The 25,336-nt window shown below is 62.6% G+C and carries 28 protein-coding genes; 22 read left to right on the top strand and 6 right to left on the bottom strand.

The features are described 5' to 3' along the window. Positions 1 to 19: 19 nt before the first annotated feature. The gene (suhB, locus tag NAV27_RS03045) at positions 20 to 835 is read right to left on the bottom strand and encodes a type III secretion system regulator SuhB (protein WP_102827290.1); all 816 of its coding nucleotides are present in this window, start codon (positions 833 to 835) and stop codon (positions 20 to 22) included. Between the two features lie 147 nt (positions 836 to 982). On the opposite strand from suhB, the gene trmJ reads away from it, so the two are divergent. The 21 genes from trmJ to NAV27_RS02940 all read left to right on the top strand — a co-directional run bounded on the left by trmJ (position 983) and on the right by NAV27_RS02940 (position 19,546). Beyond that, positions 983 to 1,759: a tRNA (cytosine(32)/uridine(32)-2'-O)-methyltransferase TrmJ gene (gene trmJ, locus NAV27_RS03040; protein WP_102827289.1), complete on the top strand. Its 777-nt coding sequence runs from the start codon at positions 983 to 985 to the stop codon at positions 1,757 to 1,759. Beyond that, positions 1,760 to 2,539 carry a serine O-acetyltransferase gene (cysE, locus tag NAV27_RS03035; RefSeq protein WP_054093817.1) on the top strand — a complete coding sequence of 260 codons (780 nt, stop codon included), beginning with the start codon at positions 1,760 to 1,762 and terminating at the stop codon, positions 2,537 to 2,539. Between the two features lie 178 nt (positions 2,540 to 2,717). Beyond that, positions 2,718 to 3,209 carry a Fe-S cluster assembly transcriptional regulator IscR gene (gene iscR / locus NAV27_RS03030; protein ID WP_102827288.1) on the top strand — a complete coding sequence of 164 codons (492 nt, stop codon included), beginning with the start codon at positions 2,718 to 2,720 and terminating at the stop codon, positions 3,207 to 3,209. A gap of 32 nt (positions 3,210 to 3,241) precedes the next feature. Then, complete coding sequence (locus NAV27_RS03025) at positions 3,242 to 4,456, top strand: IscS subfamily cysteine desulfurase (RefSeq protein ID WP_102827287.1); 1,215 nt, start codon at positions 3,242 to 3,244, stop codon at positions 4,454 to 4,456. Positions 4,457 to 4,497: 41 nt separating this feature from the next. Further along, positions 4,498 to 4,884: a Fe-S cluster assembly scaffold IscU gene (gene iscU, locus NAV27_RS03020; protein ID WP_043296172.1), complete on the top strand. Its 387-nt coding sequence runs from the start codon at positions 4,498 to 4,500 to the stop codon at positions 4,882 to 4,884. A gap of 12 nt (positions 4,885 to 4,896) precedes the next feature. Beyond that, positions 4,897 to 5,220: an iron-sulfur cluster assembly protein IscA gene (iscA, locus tag NAV27_RS03015; protein WP_008568054.1), complete on the top strand. Its 324-nt coding sequence runs from the start codon at positions 4,897 to 4,899 to the stop codon at positions 5,218 to 5,220. 7 nt (positions 5,221 to 5,227) lie between these two features. After that, on the top strand, positions 5,228 to 5,749 hold the full coding sequence (hscB, locus tag NAV27_RS03010; protein WP_008568053.1) for a co-chaperone HscB: 522 nt from the start codon (positions 5,228 to 5,230) through the stop codon (positions 5,747 to 5,749). A 42-nt stretch (positions 5,750 to 5,791) separates the two neighbouring features. Then, a complete protein-coding gene (hscA, locus tag NAV27_RS03005; protein ID WP_102827286.1) occupies positions 5,792 to 7,654 on the top strand; it encodes a Fe-S protein assembly chaperone HscA in 1,863 nt (620 codons plus the stop codon). A 5-nt stretch (positions 7,655 to 7,659) separates the two neighbouring features. After that, positions 7,660 to 7,998, top strand: a complete 339-nt coding sequence (fdx, locus tag NAV27_RS03000) for an ISC system 2Fe-2S type ferredoxin (RefSeq protein WP_003288296.1) — start codon at positions 7,660 to 7,662, stop codon at positions 7,996 to 7,998. Between the two features lie 7 nt (positions 7,999 to 8,005). Further along, the gene (gene iscX, locus NAV27_RS02995; RefSeq protein ID WP_003288298.1) at positions 8,006 to 8,206 is read left to right on the top strand and encodes a Fe-S cluster assembly protein IscX; all 201 of its coding nucleotides are present in this window, start codon (positions 8,006 to 8,008) and stop codon (positions 8,204 to 8,206) included. A gap of 135 nt (positions 8,207 to 8,341) precedes the next feature. Continuing rightward, on the top strand, positions 8,342 to 8,773 hold the full coding sequence (gene ndk, locus NAV27_RS02990; RefSeq protein WP_003288300.1) for a nucleoside-diphosphate kinase: 432 nt from the start codon (positions 8,342 to 8,344) through the stop codon (positions 8,771 to 8,773). Positions 8,774 to 8,792: 19 nt separating this feature from the next. Next, a complete protein-coding gene (rlmN, locus tag NAV27_RS02985) occupies positions 8,793 to 9,941 on the top strand; it encodes a dual-specificity RNA methyltransferase RlmN (RefSeq protein ID WP_003288301.1) in 1,149 nt (382 codons plus the stop codon). 10 nt (positions 9,942 to 9,951) lie between these two features. Continuing rightward, positions 9,952 to 10,707, top strand: a complete 756-nt coding sequence (gene pilW, locus NAV27_RS02980; RefSeq protein WP_102827285.1) for a type IV pilus biogenesis/stability protein PilW — start codon at positions 9,952 to 9,954, stop codon at positions 10,705 to 10,707. Next, entirely contained in the window at positions 10,704 to 11,690 is a 987-nt protein-coding gene (locus NAV27_RS02975; protein WP_102827284.1) for a RodZ domain-containing protein, read from the top strand. Before pilW ends, NAV27_RS02975 begins: the two co-directional genes overlap by 4 nt. A 2-nt stretch (positions 11,691 to 11,692) precedes the next feature. Continuing rightward, positions 11,693 to 12,805 carry a flavodoxin-dependent (E)-4-hydroxy-3-methylbut-2-enyl-diphosphate synthase gene (ispG, locus tag NAV27_RS02970; protein WP_008568046.1) on the top strand — a complete coding sequence of 371 codons (1,113 nt, stop codon included), beginning with the start codon at positions 11,693 to 11,695 and terminating at the stop codon, positions 12,803 to 12,805. A 16-nt stretch (positions 12,806 to 12,821) separates the two neighbouring features. Further along, complete coding sequence (gene hisS, locus NAV27_RS02965) at positions 12,822 to 14,111, top strand: histidine--tRNA ligase (RefSeq protein ID WP_008568045.1); 1,290 nt, start codon at positions 12,822 to 12,824, stop codon at positions 14,109 to 14,111. Between the two features lie 27 nt (positions 14,112 to 14,138). After that, a complete protein-coding gene (locus NAV27_RS02960; protein ID WP_008568044.1) occupies positions 14,139 to 14,780 on the top strand; it encodes a YfgM family protein in 642 nt (213 codons plus the stop codon). Positions 14,781 to 14,783: 3 nt separating this feature from the next. Beyond that, positions 14,784 to 15,932, top strand: coding sequence for an outer membrane protein assembly factor BamB (gene bamB / locus NAV27_RS02955; protein ID WP_102827283.1), 1,149 nt, complete (start codon positions 14,784 to 14,786; stop codon positions 15,930 to 15,932). A 106-nt stretch (positions 15,933 to 16,038) separates the two neighbouring features. Beyond that, positions 16,039 to 17,523: a ribosome biogenesis GTPase Der gene (gene der / locus NAV27_RS02950; RefSeq protein WP_102827282.1), complete on the top strand. Its 1,485-nt coding sequence runs from the start codon at positions 16,039 to 16,041 to the stop codon at positions 17,521 to 17,523. Positions 17,524 to 17,615: 92 nt separating this feature from the next. After that, positions 17,616 to 18,764 carry a pyridoxal phosphate-dependent aminotransferase gene (locus NAV27_RS02945; protein ID WP_102827281.1) on the top strand — a complete coding sequence of 383 codons (1,149 nt, stop codon included), beginning with the start codon at positions 17,616 to 17,618 and terminating at the stop codon, positions 18,762 to 18,764. After that, positions 18,752 to 19,546, top strand: coding sequence for an amidohydrolase (locus tag NAV27_RS02940; RefSeq protein ID WP_102827280.1), 795 nt, complete (start codon positions 18,752 to 18,754; stop codon positions 19,544 to 19,546). The genes NAV27_RS02945 and NAV27_RS02940 overlap by 13 nt, the downstream gene beginning before the upstream one ends. Positions 19,547 to 19,574: 28 nt before the next feature. Here the strand turns inward: NAV27_RS02940 and NAV27_RS19210 are convergent, their stop codons facing one another. The 5 genes from NAV27_RS19210 to leuA all read right to left on the bottom strand — a co-directional run bounded on the left by NAV27_RS19210 (position 19,575) and on the right by leuA (position 24,601). After that, the gene (locus NAV27_RS19210; RefSeq protein WP_102827279.1) at positions 19,575 to 20,159 is read right to left on the bottom strand and encodes a DUF2784 domain-containing protein; all 585 of its coding nucleotides are present in this window, start codon (positions 20,157 to 20,159) and stop codon (positions 19,575 to 19,577) included. 5 nt (positions 20,160 to 20,164) lie between these two features. Beyond that, positions 20,165 to 20,794, bottom strand: coding sequence for a DUF2238 domain-containing protein (locus NAV27_RS02930; protein ID WP_008568038.1), 630 nt, complete (start codon positions 20,792 to 20,794; stop codon positions 20,165 to 20,167). A gap of 72 nt (positions 20,795 to 20,866) precedes the next feature. Next, a complete protein-coding gene (locus tag NAV27_RS02925) occupies positions 20,867 to 21,574 on the bottom strand; it encodes an endonuclease (protein ID WP_102827278.1) in 708 nt (235 codons plus the stop codon). A 160-nt stretch (positions 21,575 to 21,734) separates the two neighbouring features. Continuing rightward, positions 21,735 to 22,790, bottom strand: a complete 1,056-nt coding sequence (locus tag NAV27_RS02920) for an NAD(P)-dependent alcohol dehydrogenase (RefSeq protein ID WP_008568034.1) — start codon at positions 22,788 to 22,790, stop codon at positions 21,735 to 21,737. A gap of 140 nt (positions 22,791 to 22,930) precedes the next feature. Continuing rightward, positions 22,931 to 24,601: a 2-isopropylmalate synthase gene (gene leuA / locus NAV27_RS02915; RefSeq protein WP_102827277.1), complete on the bottom strand. Its 1,671-nt coding sequence runs from the start codon at positions 24,599 to 24,601 to the stop codon at positions 22,931 to 22,933. A 322-nt stretch (positions 24,602 to 24,923) separates the two neighbouring features. Between leuA and NAV27_RS02910 the strand changes: the two genes are divergently transcribed. Further along, the gene (locus NAV27_RS02910; protein WP_102827276.1) at positions 24,924 to 25,307 is read left to right on the top strand and encodes a DUF2946 family protein; all 384 of its coding nucleotides are present in this window, start codon (positions 24,924 to 24,926) and stop codon (positions 25,305 to 25,307) included. The last annotated feature ends 29 nt before the right edge of the window (positions 25,308 to 25,336 follow it).

Genomic DNA, 25,336 nt, shown 5'->3' with positions numbered 1-25,336 from the left:
GGGGCGTTTTTTATTCGTCTCAGCGTTTGAGCGACGGCGTCAGGTGAGGCTGGATGGCGGTCAGCACCGCCTTGAAGCACTTGGTGTTGCCTGCCACGATCTGGCCCTTTTCCAGGAATTCGTGACCGCCGGCGAAGTCGCTGACCAGTCCGCCGGCTTCCTGGATCAGCAGGGCTCCGGCTGCCATGTCCCACTCGGAAAGACCGAATTCCCAGAACGCGTCGTAACGGCCGGCCGCCACATAGGCCAGGTCCAGGCTTGCAGCACCTGCGCGGCGCAGGCCGGCGGTCTGTCCGACCAGGCTGCGGAACATGTTCAGGTAGCTGTCGATATTGTCCAGTTGACCGTCACGGAACGGAAAGCCGGTTCCGAGCAGCGCGCCCTCCAGGCTTTTGCGCGCACTGACACGCAGGCGGCGACCATTGAGTGCTGCGCCGCGGCCACGGCTAGCGGTGAATTCTTCCTGGCGTACCGGGTCGAGCACCACGGCATGTTCCAAGCGCCCGCGGTATTTGCAGGCGATGCTCACGGCGTAGTGGGGAACGCCGCGCAGGAAGTTGGTAGTGCCGTCCAGCGGATCGACGATCCACAGGTAGTCGCTGCCGTCGCCGCTGCCTTCGAGCAGCCCGCTTTCTTCGGCGAGAATGCCGTGGTTCGGGTAGGCCTTACGCAGCGCATTGACGATCACCTGTTCGGCAGCGCGATCGATCTCGCTGACGTAATCCCTGCTGTCCTTTTCGCTGACCGAGATGACGTCCAGGCGCTCGGTGGAACGGACAATGAGTTCGCCGGCGCTGCGGGCGGCGCGCAGCGCGATATTCAGCATGGGCTGCATGGATCGATACCTGGTCGTTTAAAGAAAGCCGGAAATTCTATCAGGAAAGCCGCCGCGCATGTAGCGGGCGATGTACTGCGTTCGCTGGATGGCTGGCGCCGTGCTGCGGTAAGCTTTGCGTCCGTTTTTTCGCGCCGAGAAACCACAGTGTCGCTGCAAAATATCCGCGTGGTGCTGGTCAACACCAGTCATGCCGGCAACATCGGGGGGGCGGCTCGCGCCATGAAGAACATGGGCCTGTCACGTCTGGTGCTGGTCGATCCTGAGGATTTTCCCAGCTCGGATGCCGTGGCCCGAGCTTCCGGTGCTACTGACATCCTCGATGGCGCCCAGGTCGTGGCGACACTCGAGGAGGCGCTGGTAGGCTGTACGCTGGTGCTTGGAACGAGCGCCCGCGACCGCCGTATCCCCTGGCCGCTGCTTGATCCGCGCGAATGCGCAACAGCAAGTCTTGAGCAGGCTGAGCAGGGTGGTGAGGTGGCTCTGGTATTCGGTCGTGAATATGCCGGGCTCACCAACGGGGAGCTGCAGCGCTGCCATTTCCACGTGCACATTCCCTCCAGTCCGGAATTCAGCTCGCTGAACCTGGCTGCCGCGGTGCAGGTGCTGACCTATGAAGTGCGCATGGCATGGCTAGCCGTGCAGGGGCAGCCCACCAAGATGGAAAAGCTCGAAACCACGGCGATGCTCGATGTCCAGCCCGTCACCGCGGACGAGCTTGAGCACTATTTCGGTCACCTCGAGCAGACGTTAATCGAGATCGGCTTCCTCGACCCTGCCAAGCCTCGCCATCTAATGCCGCGTCTGCGTCGGCTTTACGGGCGCAGTGGCATCAGCAAGCTGGAAATGAATATTCTGCGCGGTATTCTCACCGAGACACAGAAGGCTGTTCGCGGCGAGCCCCACGAGCGGAGGCAGGAATAAATGTTCGAACGCATGCGCGAAGACATCCAGAGCGTATTTCATCGCGACCCGGCTGCGCGTAACTCGCTGGAGGTCGTTACCTGCTATCCGGGCCTGCACGCGATCTGGATCCACCGCTTTTCGCACTGGCTTTGGGTGCGCGAATGGAAGCTGCTGGCGCGTATGAGCTCGAACCTGGGGCGTTGGCTGACCGGCATCGAGATTCATCCGGGGGCGCGTATCGGTCGGCGCTTCTTCATTGACCACGGCATGGGTATCGTCATCGGCGAGACCGCCGAGATCGGCGACGATGTCACGCTCTATCACGGCGTCACGCTAGGCGGTACCAGCTGGAACAAAGGCAAGCGCCATCCGACATTGGAAGATGGAGTGATCGTCGGTGCTGGCGCCAAGATTCTCGGGCCATTTACGGTGGGCGCCGGCGCCAAGATTGGCTCGAATGCCGTGGTAACACGGGCAGTGCCGGCCGGGGCGACCGCGGTCGGCATTCCGGGGCGCATCATCGTGAAGTCGGATGACGAGCAAGAAGCAAAGCGCAAGGCAATCGCGGAAAAAATCGGCTTCGATGCGTACGGTGTCAGCGGCGACATGCCGGATCCTGTTGCGCGTGCGATCGGGCAGCTGCTCGATCATGTTCAGGCAGTGGAAGACCGCCTGGAAGGCATGTGCGGGGCGCTCAAGGCGCTGGGGAGCGACTACTGTGCTGAGGACCTGCCGCAGTTGCGCGAAGAGGATTTCACGGAGGTCAAGGCTGCCGAAGAGGATGTCCCGCGCTCTTGATGCGTGCGCCGGTGGGCAGCTGCTATCATGCGGGCCTTTCCGGCGTGACTGCTCGGTCCACTTTTCGCGCGCTCGGATCGTCCGACCAATTCCTGAGTAATTTAATAGGGCATATAGTTGACCTAATTACTCGGAAATAGCATAATCGCATCCAAACCGTGATGCTTGGTGCAAGCCGATGCGATTGACCACTAAAGGCCGTTATGCAGTGACCGCCATGCTCGATCTGGCGCTACATGCGCAGCATGGGCCGGTTTCCCTCGCCGATATTTCGGAGCGGCAGGGCATTTCGCTTTCCTATCTTGAACAGCTGTTCGCCAAGTTACGGCGTGGCAGCCTGGTCACCAGTGTGCGTGGACCTGGTGGCGGCTATCAGCTCTCTCGTGACATGGCGGGTATCCAGGTCGCTCAGGTAATCGATGCCGTTAATGAGTCCGTTGATGCCACTCGCTGCCAGGGTCTCGGAGGCTGTCATTCCGGGGATACCTGTCTGACTCACCACCTATGGTGCGATCTGAGTCAGCAGATACATGAATTTCTAAGCAGCATCAGCCTGGCTGATCTGGTCAAGCGCCAGGATGTGCAGCAGGTTGCGCTGCGCCAGGACATGCGGCGCGCCAGCGGTGGCTCACCGCAGCTGGATAAGATCGAAGCGTCCGCCATCGAATGAGCCGGACGACCGCCTGATTAGGAGACAAGCGAATGAAACTGCCGATTTACCTGGATTATTCCGCCACCACTCCAGTTGATCCCCGTGTTGCCGCGAAGATGATCGAATGCCTGACTATCGACGGCAATTTCGGTAATCCGGCTTCCCGATCGCATGCCTTCGGCTGGCGCGCCGAAGAGGCGGTGGAGAATGCTCGTCGCCAGGTGGCGGAGCTGGTGAATGCCGATCCCCGTGAAATCGTCTGGACCTCCGGTGCTACCGAGTCCGACAACCTTGCGATCAAGGGTGTGGCGCATTTCTATGCCAGCAAGGGCAGGCACATCGTCACCACCAAGATCGAGCACAAGGCGGTTCTGGATACCACTCGCCAGCTCGAGCGCGAAGGCTTCGAGGTGACCTACATCGAGCCGGGCGAGGACGGCATCATCACGCCGGCGATGGTTGAGGCGGCGTTGCGCGAGGACACCATCTTGGTGTCGGTGATGCATGTGAATAACGAGATTGGCACCATTAACGATATCGCCGCCATCGGCGAGCTGACCCGTGCCCGCGGCGTGCTGTTCCATGTCGATGCCGCGCAGTCCACCGGTAAGGTCGAGATCGATCTGGAGGCGATGAAGGTCGATCTGATGTCGTTCTCGGCACACAAGACCTACGGGCCGAAGGGCGTGGGTGCGCTTTATGTGCGTCGCAAGCCGCGTGTGCGTCTCGAGGCGCAGATGCATGGTGGTGGACATGAGCGCGGCATGCGTTCCGGTACGCTGGCGACCCACCAGTTGGTCGGAATGGGCGAAGCCTTCCGGATTGCCAAGGAGGAGATGGTTCAGGAGCGCGAGCATATTCGCGCCTTGCGCGACCGTTTCTTTAGGCAGGTCGAGCACCTGGAGGAGTTGTATGTGAATGGCAGCATGACCGCCCGGGTGCCGCACAACCTCAACCTCAGCTTCAACTATGTAGAAGGCGAGTCGCTGATCATGGCGCTCAAGGACCTGGCGGTTTCCTCCGGTTCAGCCTGTACCTCCGCCTCGCTCGAGCCCTCTTACGTGCTGCGCGCCCTGGGGCGCAACGACGAACTGGCGCACAGCTCGATTCGCTTCACCTTCGGGCGTTTCACCACGGAGGAAGAAGTCGATTACGCAGCGCAGAAGGTCAGCGAAGCGGTAACCAAATTGCGTGAGCTGTCTCCCCTGTGGGACATGTTCAAAGACGGTGTCGACATTTCCAAGGTCGAGTGGCAGGCCCACTGAGCCGTCGGCTCCGCAACGCTTGATTCAGAGAGGATTGCATCATGGCTTACAGTGAAAAGGTCATCGACCACTACGAAAATCCGCGTAACGTCGGCAAGTTCGACGCCGAGGATCCGAACATCGGCACCGGCATGGTCGGTGCGCCGGCATGCGGCGACGTGATGCGACTGCAGATCAAGGTCAACGAGCAGGGCATCATCGAAGACGCCAAGTTCAAGACCTATGGCTGTGGTTCGGCCATTGCCTCCAGCTCCCTCGCTACCGAGTGGATGAAGGGCAAGACGCTGGAAGAGGCAGAAACCATCAAGAACACCCAGCTCGCCGAAGAGCTGGCGCTGCCGCCAGTGAAGATTCACTGCTCGGTACTTGCCGAAGACGCGATCAAGGCCGCCGTGCGCGACTATCGCGAGAAGAAAGGCCTGCTCTAAGGAGGTTTGTCGATGGCTATCACCATGACCGAAGCCGCGGCCCAGCATGTCAATCGTTCGTTGCAGGGGCGTGGAAAGGGCGTAGGCGTGCGGCTGGGCGTCAGGACCACCGGCTGCTCCGGGTTGGCCTATGTGCTGGAGTTCGTCGATGAAACCGGTGCCGAGGATGCGGTGTTCGAAAGTCATGGCGTCAAGGTCATCATCGATCCGAAAAGCCTCGTTTATCTTGACGGTACCGAGCTCGATTTCGTCCGCGAAGGGCTAAACGAAGGCTTCAAGTTCAATAACCCCAACGTGCGTGGCGAATGCGGCTGCGGCGAGAGCTTCAATATCTGAGGACGCTGTGGGCAATCCCTGTCATTACGCGCTTTTCGATCTGCAACCGGAGTTCGATCTCGATCTGAACGACCTGTCGGAGCGCTATCGAAATCTGGCGCGTCAGGTTCACCCCGACCGTTTTGCTGACGCCGGCGAGTCCGAGCAGCGTCAAGCGTTGGAGCGCTCGGCCAACCTCAATGAGGCATACCAGACGCTCAAGGCGCCGGCCCGTCGTGCGCGCTATCTGTTGAGCTTGCAGGGGCACGACCTGCCCCTGGAAGCCACTGTGCAGGACCCGGAGTTCCTCATGCAGCAGATGCATTGGCGTGAAGAACTAGAGGCATTGCATGAGCAGGTCGACCTCCCGGGGGTCGCCACTTTCAAGGTGCGCCTCAAGGATGCCCAGCGCGCGCTGGATGAGCGTTTCGCGCAGATCTGGCGCGATGCTGCAGCGCGGGAAGAGGCCGAGCGCCTGGTGCGCCGCATGCAGTTTCTCGACAAGCTGTCCCAGGAAGTGCGCCAACTCGAAGAGCGCCTCGACGATTAACCTTCGCGTGGCGCCTGGCGCTGCGCTCGACATCAGACAGATATGGCCTTACTTCAGATTGCCGAGCCCGGACAAAGCCCTCAGCCTCACCAGCGGCGTCTTGCCGTCGGAATAGATCTGGGCACCACCAATTCGCTGGTAGCTGCTCTGCGCAGCGGTGTCACGGCACCGCTGGCAGATACCGATGGACAGGTGATATTGCCTTCGGTCGTGCGCTACCACGCCGACCGCGTTGAAGTGGGGCATGCCGCCAAGGTCGCGGCAGCGAGCGATCCGTTCAATACTATCAGCTCGGTCAAGCGCCTCATGGGGCGTGGTCTTGCCGACGTGAAGCAGTTGGGTGAGCAGCTCCCCTATCGCTTCAGTGGGGGCGAGTCACAGATGCCGTTCATTGAGACGGTGCAGGGCCCCAAGAGTCCGGTGGAGATTTCCGCGGAGATACTGCGAGCGCTGCGCGAGCGCGCCGAGGCGACGCTTGGCGGGGAGTTGGTGGGTGCGGTGATCACGGTGCCGGCGTACTTCGACGATGCGCAACGCCAGGCTACCAAGGATGCGGCGCGGCTGGCCGGGCTGAATGTTTTGCGCCTGCTCAACGAGCCGACTGCTGCGGCGGTTGCCTATGGCCTCGATCGACAGGCCGAGGGCGTGGTCGCGATCTACGATCTGGGCGGCGGCACGTTCGATATTTCCATTCTTCGCCTGACCAAGGGTGTGTTCGAAGTGCTGGCCACCGGTGGTGATACCGCCTTGGGCGGTGACGATTTCGATCATGCCGTGGCCGGGTGGATTCTCGATCAGGCCGGCGTTTCCGGTGACCTTGAGCCAGGTGCGCAGCGCGAGCTGCTGAAGATTGCCTGTGCCGCGAAGGAGCATCTGAGCGATGCCGATAGCGCGCCGATCAGCTATGCGGGCTGGCAAGGGCAGTTGGATCGGGCGACGTTCGATGCGCTGATCGAGCCGATGGTTGCGCGCAGCCTCAAGGCCTGTCGGCGTGCGGTGCGCGATTCCTCCATTGAGGCGGATGAAGTCAGTGCAGTCGTCATGGTCGGCGGTTCGACGCGGGTTCCGCTGGTGCGCAGCCTGGTTGGGCAGTTGTTTGGTCGCGAGCCGCTGACCGATATCGATCCGGACGAAGTAGTGGCCATCGGTGCCGCGATCCAGGCCGAAACCCTTGCCGGCAACAATCGTGACGGCAACGAACTGTTGCTGCTCGATGTGATTCCATTGTCGCTGGGCCTGGAGACGATGGGCGGGCTGATGGAAAAGATCATCCCGCGCAACACCACCATTCCGGTTGCGCGCGCCCAGGACTTCACCACCTATAAAGATGGCCAGTCGGCCATGATGATTCACGTGCTGCAGGGTGAGCGCGAACTGATCGCCGACTGCCGTTCGCTGGCGCGCTTCGAGCTGCGCGGCATTCCGCCGATGGTGGCGGGGGCGGCGAAGATCCGTGTGACGTTTCAGGTCGATGCCGACGGGCTGCTGAGTGTTTCTGCGCGCGAGCTGACCTCGGGCGTCGAGGCGAGCATCCAGGTCAAGCCATCCTACGGGCTGACCGACGGCGAAATTGCGCGCATGCTCGAGGACTCCTTCCGCAAGGCGGGTGAGGACAAGCAGGCCCGCGCACTGCGCGAACAGCTGGTGGATGCCCAGCGGCTGCTGGAGGCCGTGGAGGCGGCGCTGGCGGCTGATGGCGAGCGACTGCTGAGTGCTGAGGAGCGCGAAGCCATCGAAGAGCAGATGAATGCGCTGCGCGCGCTGCTCGACAGTCCGGACGGCGTTGCGATCGAGCGCCAGAGCAAGCGACTCAGCCAGATCACCGATGCCTTCGCTGCGCGTCGACTGGATTCAACCGTCAAGGCCGCGCTGGCCGGACGACGGCTCAACGATATCGAGGAATGACCCAGATGCCGCAGATCATCTTCCTGCCCAATGCCGAGCACTGCCCAGAAGGCGCCGTGATCGAGGCGCAAGCCGGCGAAACCGTACTGGATGCCGCGCTGCGCAACGGCATCGAGATCGAGCACGCCTGCGAGAAATCCTGTGCCTGCACCACCTGCCATGTAGTGATCCGCGAAGGTTTCGCCAGTCTGGAACCATCCGATGAGCTCGAGGACGATATGCTGGACAAGGCCTGGGGGCTGGAGCCGACCTCGCGCCTGTCCTGTCAGGCTGTGGTCGACAAGGCCGATCTGGTCGTGGAAATTCCTAAGTACACCATCAACCAGGTTTCCGAAGGGCATTGAGGCATTCATGAGTCTGCATTGGACCGATGTACTGGATATCGCCATCGAGCTGGCCGAAGCGCGGCCTGAGGTCGACCCGCGCTACGTGAACTTCGTCGAACTGCATCGCTGGGTGCTGGAGCTGCCGGATTTTTCCGATGATCCACAGCGTGGCGGCGAGAAAGTGTTGGAAGCCATCCAAGCCGCCTGGATCGAAGAGGCGCAATAACCGGCTACTCTCTCTGGTGCCGATACGGCTTCGCTCGAGCTTCTGGCTGCCGACTACCCTTATGTTTTGACCCGAACCCGCGTATGATTCGCGGGTTTGTTCGTTCGCTTTAACCCATCAGTTTTGGAGTCCTACATGGCCCTGCAACGCACCTTCTCCATCATCAAGCCCGATGCCGTCGCCAAGAACGTGATCGGCGAAATCACCACCCGTTTCGAGAAGGCCGGCCTGCGCGTCGTCGCTTCCAAGATGGTTCAGCTGTCCGAGCGTGAAGCCGCTGGCTTCTACGCCGAGCACAGCGAGCGTGGCTTCTTCAAGGATCTGGTTGCCTTCATGACTTCCGGTCCGGTCATCGTTCAGGTTCTGGAAGGCGAGAACGCCATTGCCAAGAACCGCGAACTGATGGGTGCCACCAACCCGAAAGAAGCCGCAGCTGGCACTATCCGCGCTGACTTCGCCGTCTCCATCGACGAGAACGCCGTGCACGGTTCCGACTCGGAAGCCTCCGCTGCACGCGAGATCGCCTACTTCTTCGCGGCCACCGAAGTGTGCGCACGCATTCGCTGATTGAGCGAAGGTGAATCCTATGATTGCCACGACCGGTAAGGTGAATCTGCTGGGCCTGACCCAGCCGCAGCTGGAAAGCTTCTTTGAGTCGATTGGGGAGAAGCGCTTCCGTGCCGGTCAGGTGATGAAGTGGATTCACCATTTTGGCGTCGATGATTTCGACGCCATGAGTAACATCGGCAAGGCCTTGCGCGAAAAGCTCAAGGCTTGTGCGGAGATACGCGGCCCGGAAATCGTCAGCGAAGACATTTCCAGCGACGGCACCCGCAAATGGGTCGTGCGCGTTGCTTCGGGTAGCTGCGTCGAAACCGTTTACATCCCCCAGGCTGGGCGTGGCACGCTGTGCGTATCGTCCCAGGCAGGCTGTGCGCTGGATTGCAGCTTCTGCTCCACCGGCAAACAGGGCTTCAATAGCAACCTCACCGCCGCCGAGGTGATCGGTCAGGTGTGGATTGCCAACAAATCCTTCGGCACCGTCCCGGCGAAAGTCGACCGCGCCATCACCAACGTGGTGATGATGGGCATGGGCGAGCCGCTGTTGAATTTCGATAACGTGGTCGCCGCCATGCAGATCATGATGGACGACCTCGGTTACGGTATCTCCAAACGCAAGGTTACGCTCTCGACTTCCGGTGTCGTGCCGATGATTGATGAGCTGGCCAAGGTCATTGATGTGTCCCTGGCGCTGTCGTTGCACGCGCCGAACGACGCGTTGCGTGACCAGTTGGTGCCGATCAACAAGAAGTATCCGCTGCAGATGCTGCTGGAATCCTGCCAGCGCTACATCTCGCGACTCGGCGAGAAGCGCGTGCTGACCATCGAGTACACGCTTCTGCAGGGCGTGAACGATCAGCCCGAGCATGCCGAGCAGATGATTGCGCTGCTGGCGAAAATCCCCTGCAAGATCAATCTGATTCCATTCAATCCGTTCCCTCATTCCGGATATGAGCGCCCCAGCAACAATGCCATCCGGCGTTTTCAGGACATCCTGCACAAAGCCGGGCACAATGTGACGGTGCGTACGACCCGCGGCGAAGACATCGATGCCGCTTGCGGACAGCTCGTCGGCCAAGTGCTGGACCGCACCCGCCGTAGCGAGCGCTACATCGCCGTGCGCGAACTGCAGACCGAGCCCGATACCGCGCGCGCTGCTTCGAACCGATCCTGAGGGGGTACTGATGATCTTGCGCGTTGCGCTGCTGTTGCTTTTTGCCGGCCTGACTGGCTGTGTTTCGACCGGCACTGTCGATCCGCTGAAAACCGAAGAAGGGCGCCAGCAGGCACGCGATGCCTACATTCAGCTGGGTATCGGCTATGTACAGCAGGGCACCGCGTCGCGGGCCAAGACGCCACTGCGCAAGGCTCTGGAACTCGATCCGCGCAGCGCTGATGCGCACGCGGCGCTGGCGTTGGTGTTCCAGACGGAAATGGAAAACGAGCTGGCCGATAAGCATTACCGCGAAGCGTTGGCCAGTCGCCGGGACGCGCGGATTCTGAACAACTACGGCAGTTTTCTGTTCGAGCAGAAACGTTACCCTGAAGCGCTCGAACGATTCACCCAGGCCTCAGAAGACAATCTGTATCCCGAGCGTGCGCGGGTCTTCCAGAACATGGGCATGACCGCGTTGAAGCTGAACCAGCCGGAGCAGGCCGAGAAGTATTTCACTCGTGCGCTGCGCCTGGACAGTCGTCAGCCTGGCGCGCTGCTGGAGCTCGCGCTGATGGCCTATGACGCCAAACAGTACGTCCCCGCCAAGGCCTACTACGACAGCTACAGCCAACTTGCCGAGCAGAACGCCCGTAGCCTGCTGCTTGGTATCCGTCTGGCCGATATCCACGGGGATCGCGACAGGGCAGCCAGTCTGGCGCTGCAGCTCAAGCGCCTGTACCCCGGTACGGCCGAATATCAGCAATACCTTTCGGAGCAACGATGACAGCGCCGAATCACGAGGCTGCCCCGATGGGCGCCAATCCGGGTGAAACCCTGCGCCAGGCTCGCGAGAGCAAGGGCTGGTCGTTGGCGTCCGTTGCCCACCAGCTCAATCTGACGGCCCGCTCGGTTGCGCAGATCGAGGCCGGCGATTTCAGCCAGTTGCCGGGGCATACCTTTGCCCGTGGATACGTCAGAGCCTACGCCAAACTGCTGGAACTGGACCCTAACCAGCTCGTGCAGGAGTTCGATCAGCATACTGGCACCAGTGCCACAGGCAGCAATGTCACCAGCCTGGGGCGCATCGAAGAACCCGGCCGGCTGTCGCGAAGCGTCTTGCGTTTCTTCGGCTTTGCCCTACTGCTGGTCGTGGCGGGTGCCAGTTTTTACTGGTGGCAAGAGCGTATCCAGCGGCCAGAGACCGTGCCTGCGGTGACGGCGCTGGACAGTATCGAAGTGGAAACGGCCGACGGTACCACGCAGATTCATCTGCTCGATCGGCCGGAAGACCAGGAGGAGGTCGCGGACGCTCCGCTACCCACAACAGACGAACAACCGTCGACGACCGAGTCTGCGCCGCAGCCTGACGCGCAGGGCATGCCGGCTCCGGCTGATGAGGCAAACACCGTTGTCGATCAGTCGGTATCAGAAGTTGCCGAGCCGCAGATCACCGCCGCGCCGGAAACCCAGGTGAGTGCGCCAGTCACCGAGACTCCGTCGGAGCCGGCAGTGGTTCCCGCCGCTGGTGAGGGTCGTCTGGTCCTGCAGTTCAGTGCCGATTGCTGGACCAAGGTGACCGATGCCGACGGTCGCGTGCTCTATAGCGGCCTGGCCAAGGCTGGCAGCGAGCACAGCGTCACCGGCAAGGCGCCGCTCGATGTCCATCTGGGCTACGCGCGAGGCGCGCAGATCAGTTACAACGGCGCGGCCGTGGATCTTGCCTCGTATGTTCGCGGCGAGACGGCGCGTATCAAGCTGGGGCAGTAAGCATGCATTCAGAGTCTCCCATCAAACGTCGCCCATCTCGCAAGATCTGGGTAGGCAACGTTGCGGTCGGCGGCGATGCGCCGATCTCCGTGCAGAGCATGACCAACACCGAGACGTGCGATGTCGACGCGACTGTCGGACAGATTCGTCGCCTGGCAGATGCCGGTGCCGATATCGTGCGCGTCTCGGTGCCGTCGATGGAGGCGGCCGAGGCTTTTGGACGGATCAAACAGCAGGTTCAGTTGCCGCTGGTCGCGGATATCCATTTCGATTACCAGATCGCCCTGCGTGTGGCCGAACTGGGTGTCGATTGTTTGCGCATCAACCCGGGCAACATCGGTCGCGAAGACCGGGTGCGCGCGGTAGTCGAGGCTGCGCGCGACCGCGGCATTCCGATCCGCATCGGCGTCAACGCCGGTTCGCTGGAGAAGGACCTGCAGAAGAAGTACGGTGAGCCGACGCCCGAGGCGCTGGTAGAGTCGGCGCTGCGCCATGTCGAGCATCTGGACCGGCTGAACTTCCCCGACTTCAAGGTCAGCGTGAAGGCCTCCGATGTGTTCATGGCGGTCGAGGCCTACCGTCAGCTGGCCAAGCAGATCGAACAACCGCTGCATCTGGGAATCACCGAGGCCGGCGGGCTGCGTTCCGGAACGGTGAAATCGGCAGTTGGACTGGGCATGCTGCTCGCCGAGGGCATCGGCGACACCATCCGTGTTTCGCTGGCTGCCGATCCAGTGGAAGAGATCAAGGTTGGGTTCGATATCCTCAAATCACTGCACCTGCGTTCGCGAGGCATCAACTTCATTGCCTGCCCCAGCTGCTCGCGGCAGAACTTCGACGTGGTCAAGACCATGAACGAGCTGGAGGCGCGCGTCGAGGATCTGCTGGTGCCGCTGGACGTAGCGGTCATCGGCTGTGTGGTCAACGGCCCGGGCGAAGCCAAGGAAGCGCATATCGGCCTGACCGGCGGCAGCCCGAGCAACCTGGTGTATATCGACGGCAAGCCGGCGCAGAAGCTGAACAACGAGAATCTGGTTGACGAGCTGGAGCAGCTGATCCGCCGCAAGGCGGCCGAGAAGCTCGAAGCGGATGCCGCGCTCATCGCCCGTAGTTGATTGTTAAGGAATTCCTTTGAGCAAGTCCCTGCAAGCCATTCGTGGCATGAACGACATCCTGCCGGCGCAAACTCCGGTCTGGCGCTACCTGGAGGGCACTTTTGCGCAGCTGCTCGACAGCTACGGCTATAGCGAAATCCGCCTGCCCATCGTCGAATACACCGAACTGTTCGCCCGTGGCATCGGTGAAGGAACCGATGTCGTCGACAAGGAGATGTACACGTTTCGTGATCGCAATGACGAATCGCTGACGCTGCGTCCAGAAGGTACTGCCGGCTGCGTGCGCGCGGTGCTCGAACACGGCCTCACCGGCGGCGGCCAGGTGCAGAAGCTCTGGTACACCGGCCCGATGTTTCGCTACGAGAAACCGCAGAAAGGGCGTTATCGCCAGTTTCACCAGATCGGCGTAGAAGTGTTCAACCAGCCTGGCCCGGACGTAGACGCCGAGCTGATCGTGCTCACCGCTCGTCTGTGGAAACAGCTCGGCATGAGCGAAGCGGTGACGCTGCAGCTCAACAGTCTTGGCTCCAGCGAAGCGCGTGCACGTTATCGCGACGCGCTGGTCGCCTACCTGCAGCAGCGGTTCGATCAGCTCGACGAAGACAGCCAGCGCCGCCTGACTACCAACCCGCTGCGCATCCTCGACAGCAAAAATGCCCAGACCCAAGCGTTACTGGCCGATGCGCCGACGCTGCACGACTACCTCGATGAGGAGTCACGCGAGCATTTCGACGGGCTGAAGGCGCGCCTGGATGCGGTCGGTATCGCCTACGAGATCAACCCGAAGCTGGTGCGCGGACTCGATTATTACGGCCGCACGGTGTTCGAGTGGGTGACCGACAAGCTCGGCGCGCAGGGAACGGTCTGTGCCGGCGGCCGATACGATGGGCTGGTCAGCCAGTTCGGCGGCAAGCCCACCCCGGGAGTCGGCTTCGCGATGGGCGTCGAACGCCTGGTGCTGCTGCTGGAAACCCTCGACTTGGTCCCCGCAACGCTGAATCAGCCGCCGCACGCGTTCATCTGCGCATTCGGCGAAGCGGCGGAACTGGCGGCACTCGGTCTGGCCGAGCGTCTGCGCGACGCCTTACCGGGCCTGCGTCTGCTGGTCAATGCCGGCTCTGGCAGCTTCAAGAGTCAGTTCAAGAAGGCCGACAAGAGCGGCGCACATTTCGCGCTGATTCTCGGTGAGGACGAACTTGCCGGGCGCGTGGTAGGTTGCAAGCCGCTGCGCGATGACAGCGAACAACAAAGCATTGCCTGGGATGCTCTACCCGAGCGTCTGGCTGCCTGCCTCGAGCAGGTCTGAGACTAAGCGAATGGAAGGAGTGACAGCGTGACCTCGGGTACCGAAGAAGAACAACTGGCACAAATCAAGGATTGGTGGCAGCGCAACGGCAAGCCTTTGCTCACGGGTGGCGCTCTCGCCGTGGCGCTGGTGTTCGGCTGGCAGTTCTGGCAGAACCATCAGCTCAACCAGGCGTATAACGCATCCGGGCTGTACCAGCAGCTGCTGACGGCTGCGCTGGAGTCCGGCAAGGCGGACGCCGCGGAAGTGGCGCGCCTGGGCAATCAGCTGAAGCAGGACTTTGCCGGTACTCATTACGCTCAGTACGGTAGCCTGTTTGTCGCCAAGGTGGCGGTTGAGGGCGGCCGTCTGGACGAAGCCGCTGCCGAATTGCGCGCAATTGTCGACAAGCCTGCCGACTCAACGCTTGGCGAGCTGGCGCGTCAGCGCCTGGCACGTGTGCTGGCGGCGCAGGACAAGGCAGAAGATGCCCTCAAAATGCTCGAAGGCGAGGCCGACAAGGCCTTCGCCGCCAGCCGCGAGGAGCTGCGCGGCGATCTGCTGGTGCAGCTGGGCCGCGTGGACGAGGCGCATGCCGCCTATACCAAGGCCAAACAAGCGCTGTCGCAGGATGCCGCAATCGGCGGTCTGCAGCTGAAGCTGGACGATCTGGCCCGAGGGGAGGCGTAACCGATGCGCTGGAAGACTGCCGCGTTGCTGACCTTCGCCGTACTGGCCGCCGGGTGCAGCAGCAATGACACGAAAGAGCCGGAGCCTGCGGAGCTGACCAAGTTCGAAGCCGAGGTCGAACTACAGAAGCAATGGAGCCGCTCGATTGGCGAGGGCCAGGGCGAAACCTACAACCTGCTGGTGCCTGCGGTGTACGGCGAGCAAATCTATGCTGCCGACGTCGAGGGCCTGGTGGTTTCCGTAGATCGCCTGACCGGCAAGGTCAACTGGAAGACCGACCTCGAAGTGCCGGTTTCCGGTGCGGTCGGTGCGGGCTATGGTCTGGTGTTGGTCGGCACGCTGCGCGGCGAGGTGATCGCGCTGGACGTCGCCAGCGGCGAGGAGCGCTGGCGCAGTCGGGTCAGCAGTGAGGTGCTGGCCGCTCCGGCGGTGAACGGCGACATCGTGCTGGTGCAGACCCAGGACGATCGTCTGATCGCACTGGAAATCGACACTGGCGCGCAGCGCTGGAGCTACGAAGGCTCGCCAGCGGTCCTTACCCTGCGCGGCACCGGCGCGCCGGTACTGACCAATCAGCTGGCGATCGCCGGTCTGTCCAACGGCAAGGTCATCGCGCTGGATACGCGCCGCGGTCTGCCGGTGTGGGAGCAGCGTGTGGCGATCCCGCAGGGACGTTCCGAGCTGGAGCGTGTGGTGGATATCGACGGTGGCCTGCTGCTGTCCGGCGGTACGCTGTATGTCGCCACCTACCAGGGCCGTGCGGTGGCGCTGGATGTCGATAGCGGCCGTATCCAGTGGCAACGCGATGCTTCCACCTATTCCGGCGTTGCATTGGGCTACGGTAGCGTCTATTTGAGCCTCGCCAGCGGTACCGTGGAAGGTGTCGACGAACGTTCCACCACGGCGTTGTGGAGCAACGATGCACTGGCACGCCGCCAGCTTTCGGCTCCGGCGGTGTTTTCCAGTTACGTGGTGGTGGGCGACCGTGAAGGCTACCTGCATCTGCTGAGCCAGGTGGATGGGCGTTTCGTGGCCCGTGAGCGTATCGACAGCTCCGGACTGCGCGCGCGCCCGGTTGTCGAGGGCGATTGGCTGTACGTATTCAGCAATGACGGCAAGCTGGTCGCGTTGACCATCCGCCGAGACGACTGATACGCCCGAGTCGTCCTGACGCTCCGCCGCCGCGGAGCGTTCGATTGTATGGCCGCTGCCTTGCAGCGGCCTTCGTGTTTTCTGAAATATCGCAATGGAGAGCCGCATGGTTCCCGTAATAGCTCTGGTGGGGCGTCCGAACGTCGGCAAATCCACCCTGTTCAATCGGCTCACCAAGAGCCGCGACGCCATCGTCGCCGAGTACGCCGGCCTGACCCGTGATCGCCAGTATGGCGAGGCCAAATGGCAGGGGCGCACCTACATCGTGATCGACACCGGGGGCATTTCCGGTGACGAGGAAGGCATCGACGCGAAAATGGCCGAACAGTCGCTGCAGGCCATCGAAGAGGCTGATGCGGTGCTGTTCATGGTCGACTCGCGTGCGGGGCTGACTGCCGCCGACCAGATGATCGCTGAGCACCTGCGCAAGCGGAACAAGCGCAGCTTCCTGGTCGCGAACAAGGTCGACACCGTCGACCCGGATCTCGCGCGGGCGGAGTTCAGCCCGCTGGGACTGGGCGATGCGCTGCCCATCGCGGCGGCGCACGGTCGCGGCATCAGCCACATGCTGGACGCGGCGCTGGGCATCTTCCCCAAGGACAACGCCGAAGAGGGCGAGGCGGTTGAAGGCGAGGTAGCCGAGGAGGTTGCGGAGGGGCAGGAGGCCAAGCGCATCCCCGGGCCTAGCGAGAAGGATGGCATCAAGATCGCCATCATCGGCCGGCCTAACGTCGGCAAGTCGACGCTGGTCAACCGCATGCTCGGCGAAGAGCGGGTCATCGTCTACGACCAGGCTGGCACCACGCGCGACAGCATCTACATTCCGTTCGAGCGCGATGGCGAGAAGTACACGCTGATCGACACCGCCGGCGTGCGCCGGCGCGGCAAGATCTTCGAGGCGGTGGAGAAGTTCTCCGTAGTCAAGACACTGCAAGCGATCCAGGACGCCAACGTGGTGATCTTCGTCATGGATGCCCGCGAGGGCGTCGTCGAGCACGATCTCAACCTGCTCGGCTTCGTACTGGAAACCGGCCGTGCGCTGGTCATCGCGCTGAACAAGTGGGATGGCATGGAGCCGGGCGAGAAGGACTACGTGAAGACCGAGCTGGAACGCCGCCTGTTCTTCGTCGACTTCGCCGATATCCATTTCATCTCGGCCAAGCATGGCACCGGGGTCGGGCACCTGTACAAGTCGGTGCAGGCGTCGTTCACCTCCGCGGTCACTCGCTGGCCGACAAGCCGCCTGACGCAGATCCTCGAGGACGCGGTGCGCGAGCACCAGCCGCCGATGGTCGCCGGCCGCCGCATCAAGCTGCGCTATGCGCACCTGGGCGGCGCCAACCCGCCGCTGATCGTGATCCACGGCAATCAGGTCGATGCGGTGCCGAAGTCCTACTCGCGTTATCTGGAGAACACCTACCGACGTGTTCTGAAGCTGGTCGGCACGCCGATCCGCATCGAATACAAGGGCGGTGAGAACCCGTACGAGGGCAAGAAGAACACCCTCACCGATCGCCAGGTCAACAAGAAACGCCGCTTGATGAGCCATCACAAGAAGGCCGAGAAGAAGCGCCGCGACAAGAAGCGCTAGCGGCGAGCGCCGGTGCAGAGGCTGGACGGGCCGGGCGGCGGCGTGCATGCTCGGTCTCACTCCAAGCCCCGGGTCCCTGGCGTTTTGTATCGATGATTACCAGCAAACTGCCCAACGTCGGCACCACCATCTTCACCACCATGTCGCAGCTCGCGGCCGAAACCGGCGCGCTCAACCTGTCGCAGGGCTTCCCGGATTTCGACGGCCCGCTGGCACTGCGCGAGGCGCTGGCGCGGCACGTCATGGCCGGGCACAACCAGTACGCACCGATGACCGGCCTGCCAGCCTTGCGCGAGCAGGTGGCGGTCAAGGTGCGTTCGCTTTACGGTCGAAACGCCTGCGCCGATCGCGAGATCACCATCAGTCCCGGTGCCACCCAGGCGATATTCTGCGCGATCCAGGCAGTGGTTCGCGCCGGTGACGAAGTCATCGTGTTCGATCCCTGCTACGACAGCTACGAGCCGGCCGTGCAGCTGGCCGGCGGTGTGTGCATCCACCAGCCGCTGACCCTGCCGGACTTCCGGATCGACTGGCAGCGCCTGGCTGACGCGCTCACGCCGCGCACACGGATGATTGTGCTGAATACCCCGCACAATCCCAGCGGTGCGCTGATCGAAAGCAGCGAGCTGGATCGCCTCGCCGAGCTGATCCGCGGGCGTGACATCTATCTGCTCAGCGATGAGGTTTACGAACATCTGGTGTTCGATGGTCGTGCACACGCCAGCGTGTTGCGCCATGACGAGCTGTACCAGCGTGCCTTTGTTGTGAGCTCGTTCGGCAAGACCTATCACGTTACCGGCTGGAAGACCGGCTATGTAGTGGCACCGCCGGCGCTGACGGACGAGCTGCGCAAAGTGCATCAGTACGTCAGTTTCACCGCAGTGACGCCGTTGCAGTGGGCGCTGGCCGATTTCATGGCCGGGCATCCCGAACACATCGTCGAATTGCCGGCGTTCTACCAGGCCAAGCGCGATCTGTTCTGCGACCTGCTGGCCGGCTCGCGCCTGCGATTCGAGCGGGCCGCGGGTACCTATTTTCAGCTGATCGACTATTCGGCCATTCGTCCGGACCTTGACGACGTGGCGATGGCCCAGTGGCTCACCCGCGAGCACGGCGTGGCCAGCATCCCGATTTCGGTGTTCTACCAGCGGCCGCCGCAGGGGCTGCGGCTGGTGCGCTTCTGCTTTGCCAAACGAGAGGAGACGCTGCGTCAGGCGGCGGAACGACTATGCGCGATCTGAACAACCTGTCCGATCTCGAACTGGCGCTGGTCCAGACCTCGTTGGTCTGGCAGGACGCGCCGGCCAACCGTGAGCGCTTCGCCGCCATGCTGGAGCAGGCCCGCGGCGCCGATCTGGTCATCCTTCCAGAGATGTTCACCACCGGTTTCTCGATGGAGGCGGCGGCGCTGGCCGAGCCGGAGGAGGGGCCGAGTTACGCATGGCTGCGTGAGCAGGCGATACGGCTCGATGCGGTGGTGACCGGTAGCCTGATCGTCGAGGCCGCCGATGGCAGCCATCGCAACCGCCTGCTCTGGGCGCGTCCTGATGGCCAGATGCTGCATTACGACAAGCGCCACCTGTTCCGCATGGCCGGCGAGCATCGGCATTACACGCCGGGGGCTCAGCAGGCAGTATTCGAGCTGAACGGCTGGCGGGTGCGTCCGCTTATCTGTTACGACCTGCGCTTCCCGGTCTGGAGTCGCGACCCGCACGGTACCGACCTGCTGCTGTACACCGCCAACTGGCCGGCTGCCCGCCGTGATGCGTGGAGCCGTCTGCTGCCGGCGCGCGCGATCGAGAATCTGTGTTTCGTCGCTGCGGTCAACCGTATCGGCGAGGATGGCAAGGGACACGCCTACAGTGGCGACAGCCAGGTGCTGGATTTCAAGGGCGATACCCTCCTTGATGCCGGCGAGCGCGACGGCGTTCTGCGTTGCACGTTGCGTGCGCGCGATCTGGCAGCGTTCCGTGAGCGCTTCCCGGCCTATCACGACGGCGACGCCTTCGAGTTACAGCTCTGACGCGGCGCCGGGAAGGCAAGCTGCGGCGCTAGCGCACCGCGCGCAGCAGGTAGGCCTGCTTGTGCCCGCGCTGTTCGTAGTCATGCATCGCCTGTTCGGCTGCGCGGTAATCGCTGAAACGGTGCATTTCCACTTCGTTGCCGTTGTCATCGATCCGGTAGAGCGCCCAGCAAGGCGCTCTTTGCGGTTGAGCGGCAGGCTGCTCGACCGGAGCGTGCAACGAGCGGGCGTGCTCGGTGGATGCGTCGCGCGGCCGGCGTCTGCGCTGCCAGACCCACGCGTAAACCAGCACATTGATGATCAGCACCACGCCGGCCAACACGTATTGCACCGGCAGCGTCAGCCAGTCTGGATAAAGCAGCGGCAGCACGTAGTGTTCGATGAATCCTTCGCTGTAGCCCGTCTCGCCAGCCAGCTGGCGTAGCGCCTGTTCCCAGTAGGTAAGGGGGCAACCGCGGTCGGCCAGCTCGACGTAGATCGCCCAGCCCATCGCCAGCAGATGAATCGGCAGCAAGCCGCGCCAGCGCGCCACCAGCAGTCCGCCGAACAGGGCAAACAGCACGAATCCCAGATGCAGGATCAGCAGTGCGTCGGCGCCGAGGCGGTAGGGCATGGCGATCAGCCTTCGGGCTTGTTATGCGTCTCGAGCACGGCGATCTGCCGGTCCTGCAGACGATCGATGCCGAGCAGCACCGCGCTGGCGCCGAGTAAGGCCAGCAGCATGTCCGACTGCGTGTCCCAGGGATCGCCTTGGGTACCGAGGAAGTCGGTGGCACCACCACCGGCGATCAGCGCTACCCACCACTCGATCAACTCGTAGAACGCACTGATCGCCAACGCCACGCAGATAGCCAGGAAATTCAGCATCGCCCCAGGCGTCACGTAGCGCTGCCGCAGCAGGATTTCGCGCGCCACCAGCATCGGCACCAGCCCCTGCATGAAATGGCCGAGTTTGTCGTAGGGGTTGCGCTGCAGGTCGAACAGCTCCTGGACCCAGAAGCCCAGCGGAACCCGGGCATAGGTGTAGGCGCCGCCGAGGATCAGTACCAGCGCATGGAAGGCGATCAGGACGTAGAGCAGGCGAGTTAGCGGGAAACGATGATGGGTCGCCAGCAGCACGGGGGTGGCGAGCAGCACCGGACTGACTTCCAGCAGCCAGGTCGCACGGTCATAAGGCTGGATGCCAGAGAGGATGAGCGCCAGCAGCACGATCAGGCCGAGGGTGACGTAAAGCGTGTTGTTCTGCATGGCGTCCTGGCAATTGTATCGATGCCCACAGCATGCCGCTGCCGATGAACGGCGACAAGCTGTCCGGCTGATTCAGCGACTGGCGAAGTCGCCGGTGCAACGCTGCAGATTGACGGTCCCGACATGGTGGTTGGCATTGCCCTGCGCGCAGGCAACGCGCTGGTTGCGCCAGCGCTCCCATTCACTGACTGGGTAGCGGCGATTCCACAGCTCGTAGAGCCGCCGGTCCTGGCGGGACAGGCGTAGCTGGTAACGCTCGCTCATGTACAGGTAGGTGCGGGCGATAGCGCCGCGGCTGCGTTCGGGCGGCATCGCCGTGCGCTGCTTGAAATCCACCACCATGGGGCATGCGCCGTACTGCCCTGGCCGGGCCGGAAGCACGCCGAAACCGAAATTGCTGCGGTCGCCGTTGACCTCGCCGACCACCGGAACCAGGTTGTGCAGATCGGCTTCGGCACGGCTGAATACCGGATCGTTGGCGGTGCAGTGCTTGCGTCCGCCCCGTTGCCAGCAGCGTCGCTGATGGCCGATCACCCAGGCTGGGACGATATGCTCCCATTCCACGCGAGCGGCGCGCTGTGGCTGTTTGCGCGGTACATAGCCGCAGCTGGCAAGGTCGATGCGATTACCGCGGTAGCGGCAGCCGCAGTAGAAATCCACCGGGCGCTCGGCGTGGATTTGCCACGCTAGCTTTTTCGCTTCGCGAAAGGTGCGCGGCGCGTCGGCATGGGCGGCGGCACCGCAGAAGACAAGGAGCAGCAGAAGACTGAAGTGACGCATGGCATTCTCGACAACCGAACGAGTAACGCATCCATGCGGCGCGGCATATTAGCCCTCAGCGTTGAGAGAAAGACCAATAAAAACAATTGGTTGTGATTTTTTCGACGAACGGCGTGCTGCCCCCGCTCTCGTTCGGAGAGCGGGGCGGGCGTTAGTCCGTTCAGGCTGCGGTGAGCGTTGCCATGTCGATCACGAAGCGGTACTTCACATCGCTCTTGAGCATGCGCTCGTAGGCCTGGTTGATGTCCTGCATGCGGATCATCTCGATATCCGCGACGATGCCGTGCTCGGCGCAGAAATCCAGCATTTCCTGCGTCTCGGCGATGCCGCCGATCAGCGAGCCGGCGATGCGCCGACGCTTGAAGATCAGCCCGAACACGCTGGGTGAAGGATGTGGCGAGGCCGGCGCGCCAACCAGCGTCATGGTGGCGTCGCGTTTGAGCAGGTTGACGAAGGCGTCGAGGTTATGTGGCGCGGCGACGGTGTTGAGAATGAAATCGAAGCTGTTGACGTGTGCGGCCATCTCGTCCTTGTTCTTCGACACCACCACTTCCGAGGCACCCAGGCGCAGGGCGTCGTCCTTCTTGTCCGGCGAGGTGGTGAACAGCACCACTCGGGCGCCCATGGCGTTGGCGATCTTCACCGCCATGTGGCCGAGCCCGCCGAGGCCGACCACGCCGACCTTCTGTCCGGGGCCAACCTTCCACTGGCGAAGCGGCGAATAGGTGGTGATGCCGGCGCACAGCAGCGGTGCGACGGCGGCCAGGTTGTCGGTGTGGCGGATGCGCAGCACGTATTTCTCATCCACCACGATACGGTCCGAATAGCCGCCCAGAGTGTTTTCGCCGCCACCGAACGCCGGACCGTTGTAGGTGCCGACGAAGCCGTTTTCGCAGTACTGCTCCAGTCCTTCGCCGCAGGACGGGCAGTTGCGGCAGCTGTCGACCAGGCAGCCGACTCCGGCCAGGTCACCGACCTTGAAGGTGCTCACCGCCGAGCCGACGGCGCTGACGCGGCCGACGATCTCGTGCCCGGGGACCGAGGGATAGAGGGTGTTGTTCCACTCGTTACGTGCGGTGTGCAAGTCGGAGTGGCACACGCCGCAGAACAGGATCTCGATCTCGACATCGTGTTCGCCCGGCGAGCGGCGCTGGAAACGGTAAGGTGCGAGCGGACTGTTGGGGTCTTGGGCGGCATAGCCCTGTGCATCGATCATGGGAAGCTCCTGGTGGGTTAGGGGGCGAGGATTGGTGAACAGGGTAGACCGCCGGCGCGTGGCTGTGGTTGCTGACGGACGCTGTAGCAGCGATAAAAAAAGGGATGCCTTGGCATCCCTTGTGATCGTGCGGTTTCGCCTCAGGCCGCTTTCGTCCCGGCTTCGCGCAAGGCACGGTTCAGGGCACTGAACAGCGCGCGGATGCTCGCCGTGGTGATGTTTTCGTCGATGCCGATGCCATGCAGCGGGCGCTCGCCATCCAGACGTACCTCGATGTAGGCCGCGGCCTTGGCGTTGCTGCCAGCGCCGATGGCGTGCTCGTGGTAATCCATGATCTCCAGCTTGACCGGCAGCGCGGCGACCAGCGCTTCCAGCGGGCCCTTGCCGATGCCGCGCCAGTGCTGCGACTGGTTATCGGCGAGCACCTCGACATCCAGCGCGCTGGTGCCGTTCTCCTCTTGCAGCCGATGGCCCTTGAGCGCGTACGGCGCAGTCGCCTGCAGATACTCCGCTTCCAGCAGCGCGTAGATCTGCTTGGCGCTCATTTCCAGACCCAGGCGATCGGTTTCCTTCTGCACCACCTGGCTGAACTCGATCTGCATGCGCCGCGGCAGGCTGATGCCGTATTCCTGCTCGAGCAGGAAGGTGATGCCACCCTTGCCGGACTGGCTGTTGACGCGGATCACCGCCTCGTAGCTGCGGCCGATGTCGGCCGGGTCGATCGGCAGGTAGGGCACTTCCCAGATGCCGTTCGGGTCCTGCTGCGAGAAACCTTTGCGGATCGCGTCCTGGTGCGAGCCGGAGAAGGCGGTATGCACCAGATCGCCGACGTAGGGGTGGCGCGGGTGGACCGGCAGCTGATTGCATTCCTCGACCACCTTGCGCACGGCATCGATGTCGGAGAAGTCCAGCTGCGGATTGACGCCCTGGGTGTAGAGGTTCAGCGCCACGGTGACGAGGTCGACGTTGCCGGTGCGCTCGCCGTTGCCGAACAGGCAGCCCTCGACACGATCGGCGCCGGCCATCAGACCCAGCTCGGTGGCGGCCACGCCGGTGCCGCGGTCGTTGTGGGTGTGCAGGCTGACCAGCACGCTGTCGCGACGCGCGATGTTTCGGCAGAAGTGTTCGATCTGATCGGCGTAGACGTTTGGCGTGGCTGCCTCGACCGTGGCCGGCAGGTTGAGAATGAGCTTGTTCGCCGGAGTTGGCTGGAACACCTCGACCACCGCGTTGCACACCTCGACGGCGAACTCCGGCTCGGTGGAGCTGAAGATCTCCGGCGAATACTCGAAGCGCCAGGCGGTCTCGGGGTGCTGTTCGGCGAGGCGCTTGATGATCCGGCCGGCATTCACGGCGATCTGGATCACTCCGGCCTTGTCCTGATTGAAGACGATGCGGCGGAAGCTCGGCGCGGTGGCGTTGTAGTAATGAACGATCGCCTGCTTGGCGCCCTTGAGCGACTCGAACGTGCGGGTAATCAGATCCTCGCGAGCCTGCGTCAGCACCTGGATGGTCACGTCGTCGGGGATATGCCCGCCGTCAATCAGCTCGCGCACGAAGTCGAAATCAGTCTGCGAGGCGGAGGGGAAGCCCACCTCGATTTCCTTGAGGCCTACCGCGACCAGTGTCTTGAAAAAACGCATCTTCTTCGCCGCGTCCATCGGCTCGATCAGCGACTGGTTGCCATCGCGCAGGTCGGAACTCAGCCAGATCGGTGCCTGGGTGATGGTCTTCGACGGCCAGGTGCGGTCCGGCATGGCGAGGGTCGGAAAGGCGCGATATTTCGTCGACGGATTCTTGAGCATGGTCATGGCGTTTCCCTGTTGTTGGCGCGGGCAGGGAATCGGTTCACCTGCCGCCGCAGTCGTTCATGAGACGAACGTTATGGTTTTCTGTTGCAGAATTGCAACAAGGCTTCGAAAAATGGCAGGAATCACGGGCTTTATATAATTTCAGCAATAGAATTTCATTTTCTGGAATTTATTGTCTGTTTGCTTGCTATGTGGTTGTGCGGCGCCATGCCGCACCACTTCGGTGCGGTGACATGCGATCATCCCGCCGCACCCGCCGTGGGTGGTAAATCAGCCTGTTCGAACAAGGGATTCGTCGGTGACGCGCAAAGGGCTTTCGACATTGAGTATCTGGCTTGGCTTGTTCGCCATGCTGATGATTCATGTCGGCTCGCTGTATTCCGCGCTCCAGGTATCACCGCTGGAACCGGCGGTCATGGGCGAGCATCACCACGCCGCGCATGAGCACGCCGAGGAGGGCGCTCCGGTCAAGGCGGTCGCGCACCATCGAGCGCTTGCCAGTGACGGTCCGGCCTGGCTGACGGCCTTGGAGCTGTGCGGCTATTGCGAGTTGCTCACGCTCAATCCGCCGCTGACCCTGTCCGTCGACCTGGCGCTGCCACTGCATCGCCCTGCCTATTTCCACGCCCTGCCGCAGGCGCCGCTGCCGTCTGCCGAGCGCCGCAGCAGCGGCCATCCACGCGCCCCGCCATATCTGCAAAGTTGAATTTTCAAGGCCGCCAACGCGGCTATTCA

The sequence above is a fragment of the Stutzerimonas degradans genome (genome assembly GCF_024448505.1).
Lineage (GTDB): Bacteria > Pseudomonadota > Gammaproteobacteria > Pseudomonadales > Pseudomonadaceae > Stutzerimonas > Stutzerimonas degradans.
This window is presented reverse-complemented; position numbering and strand designations above follow the sequence as displayed.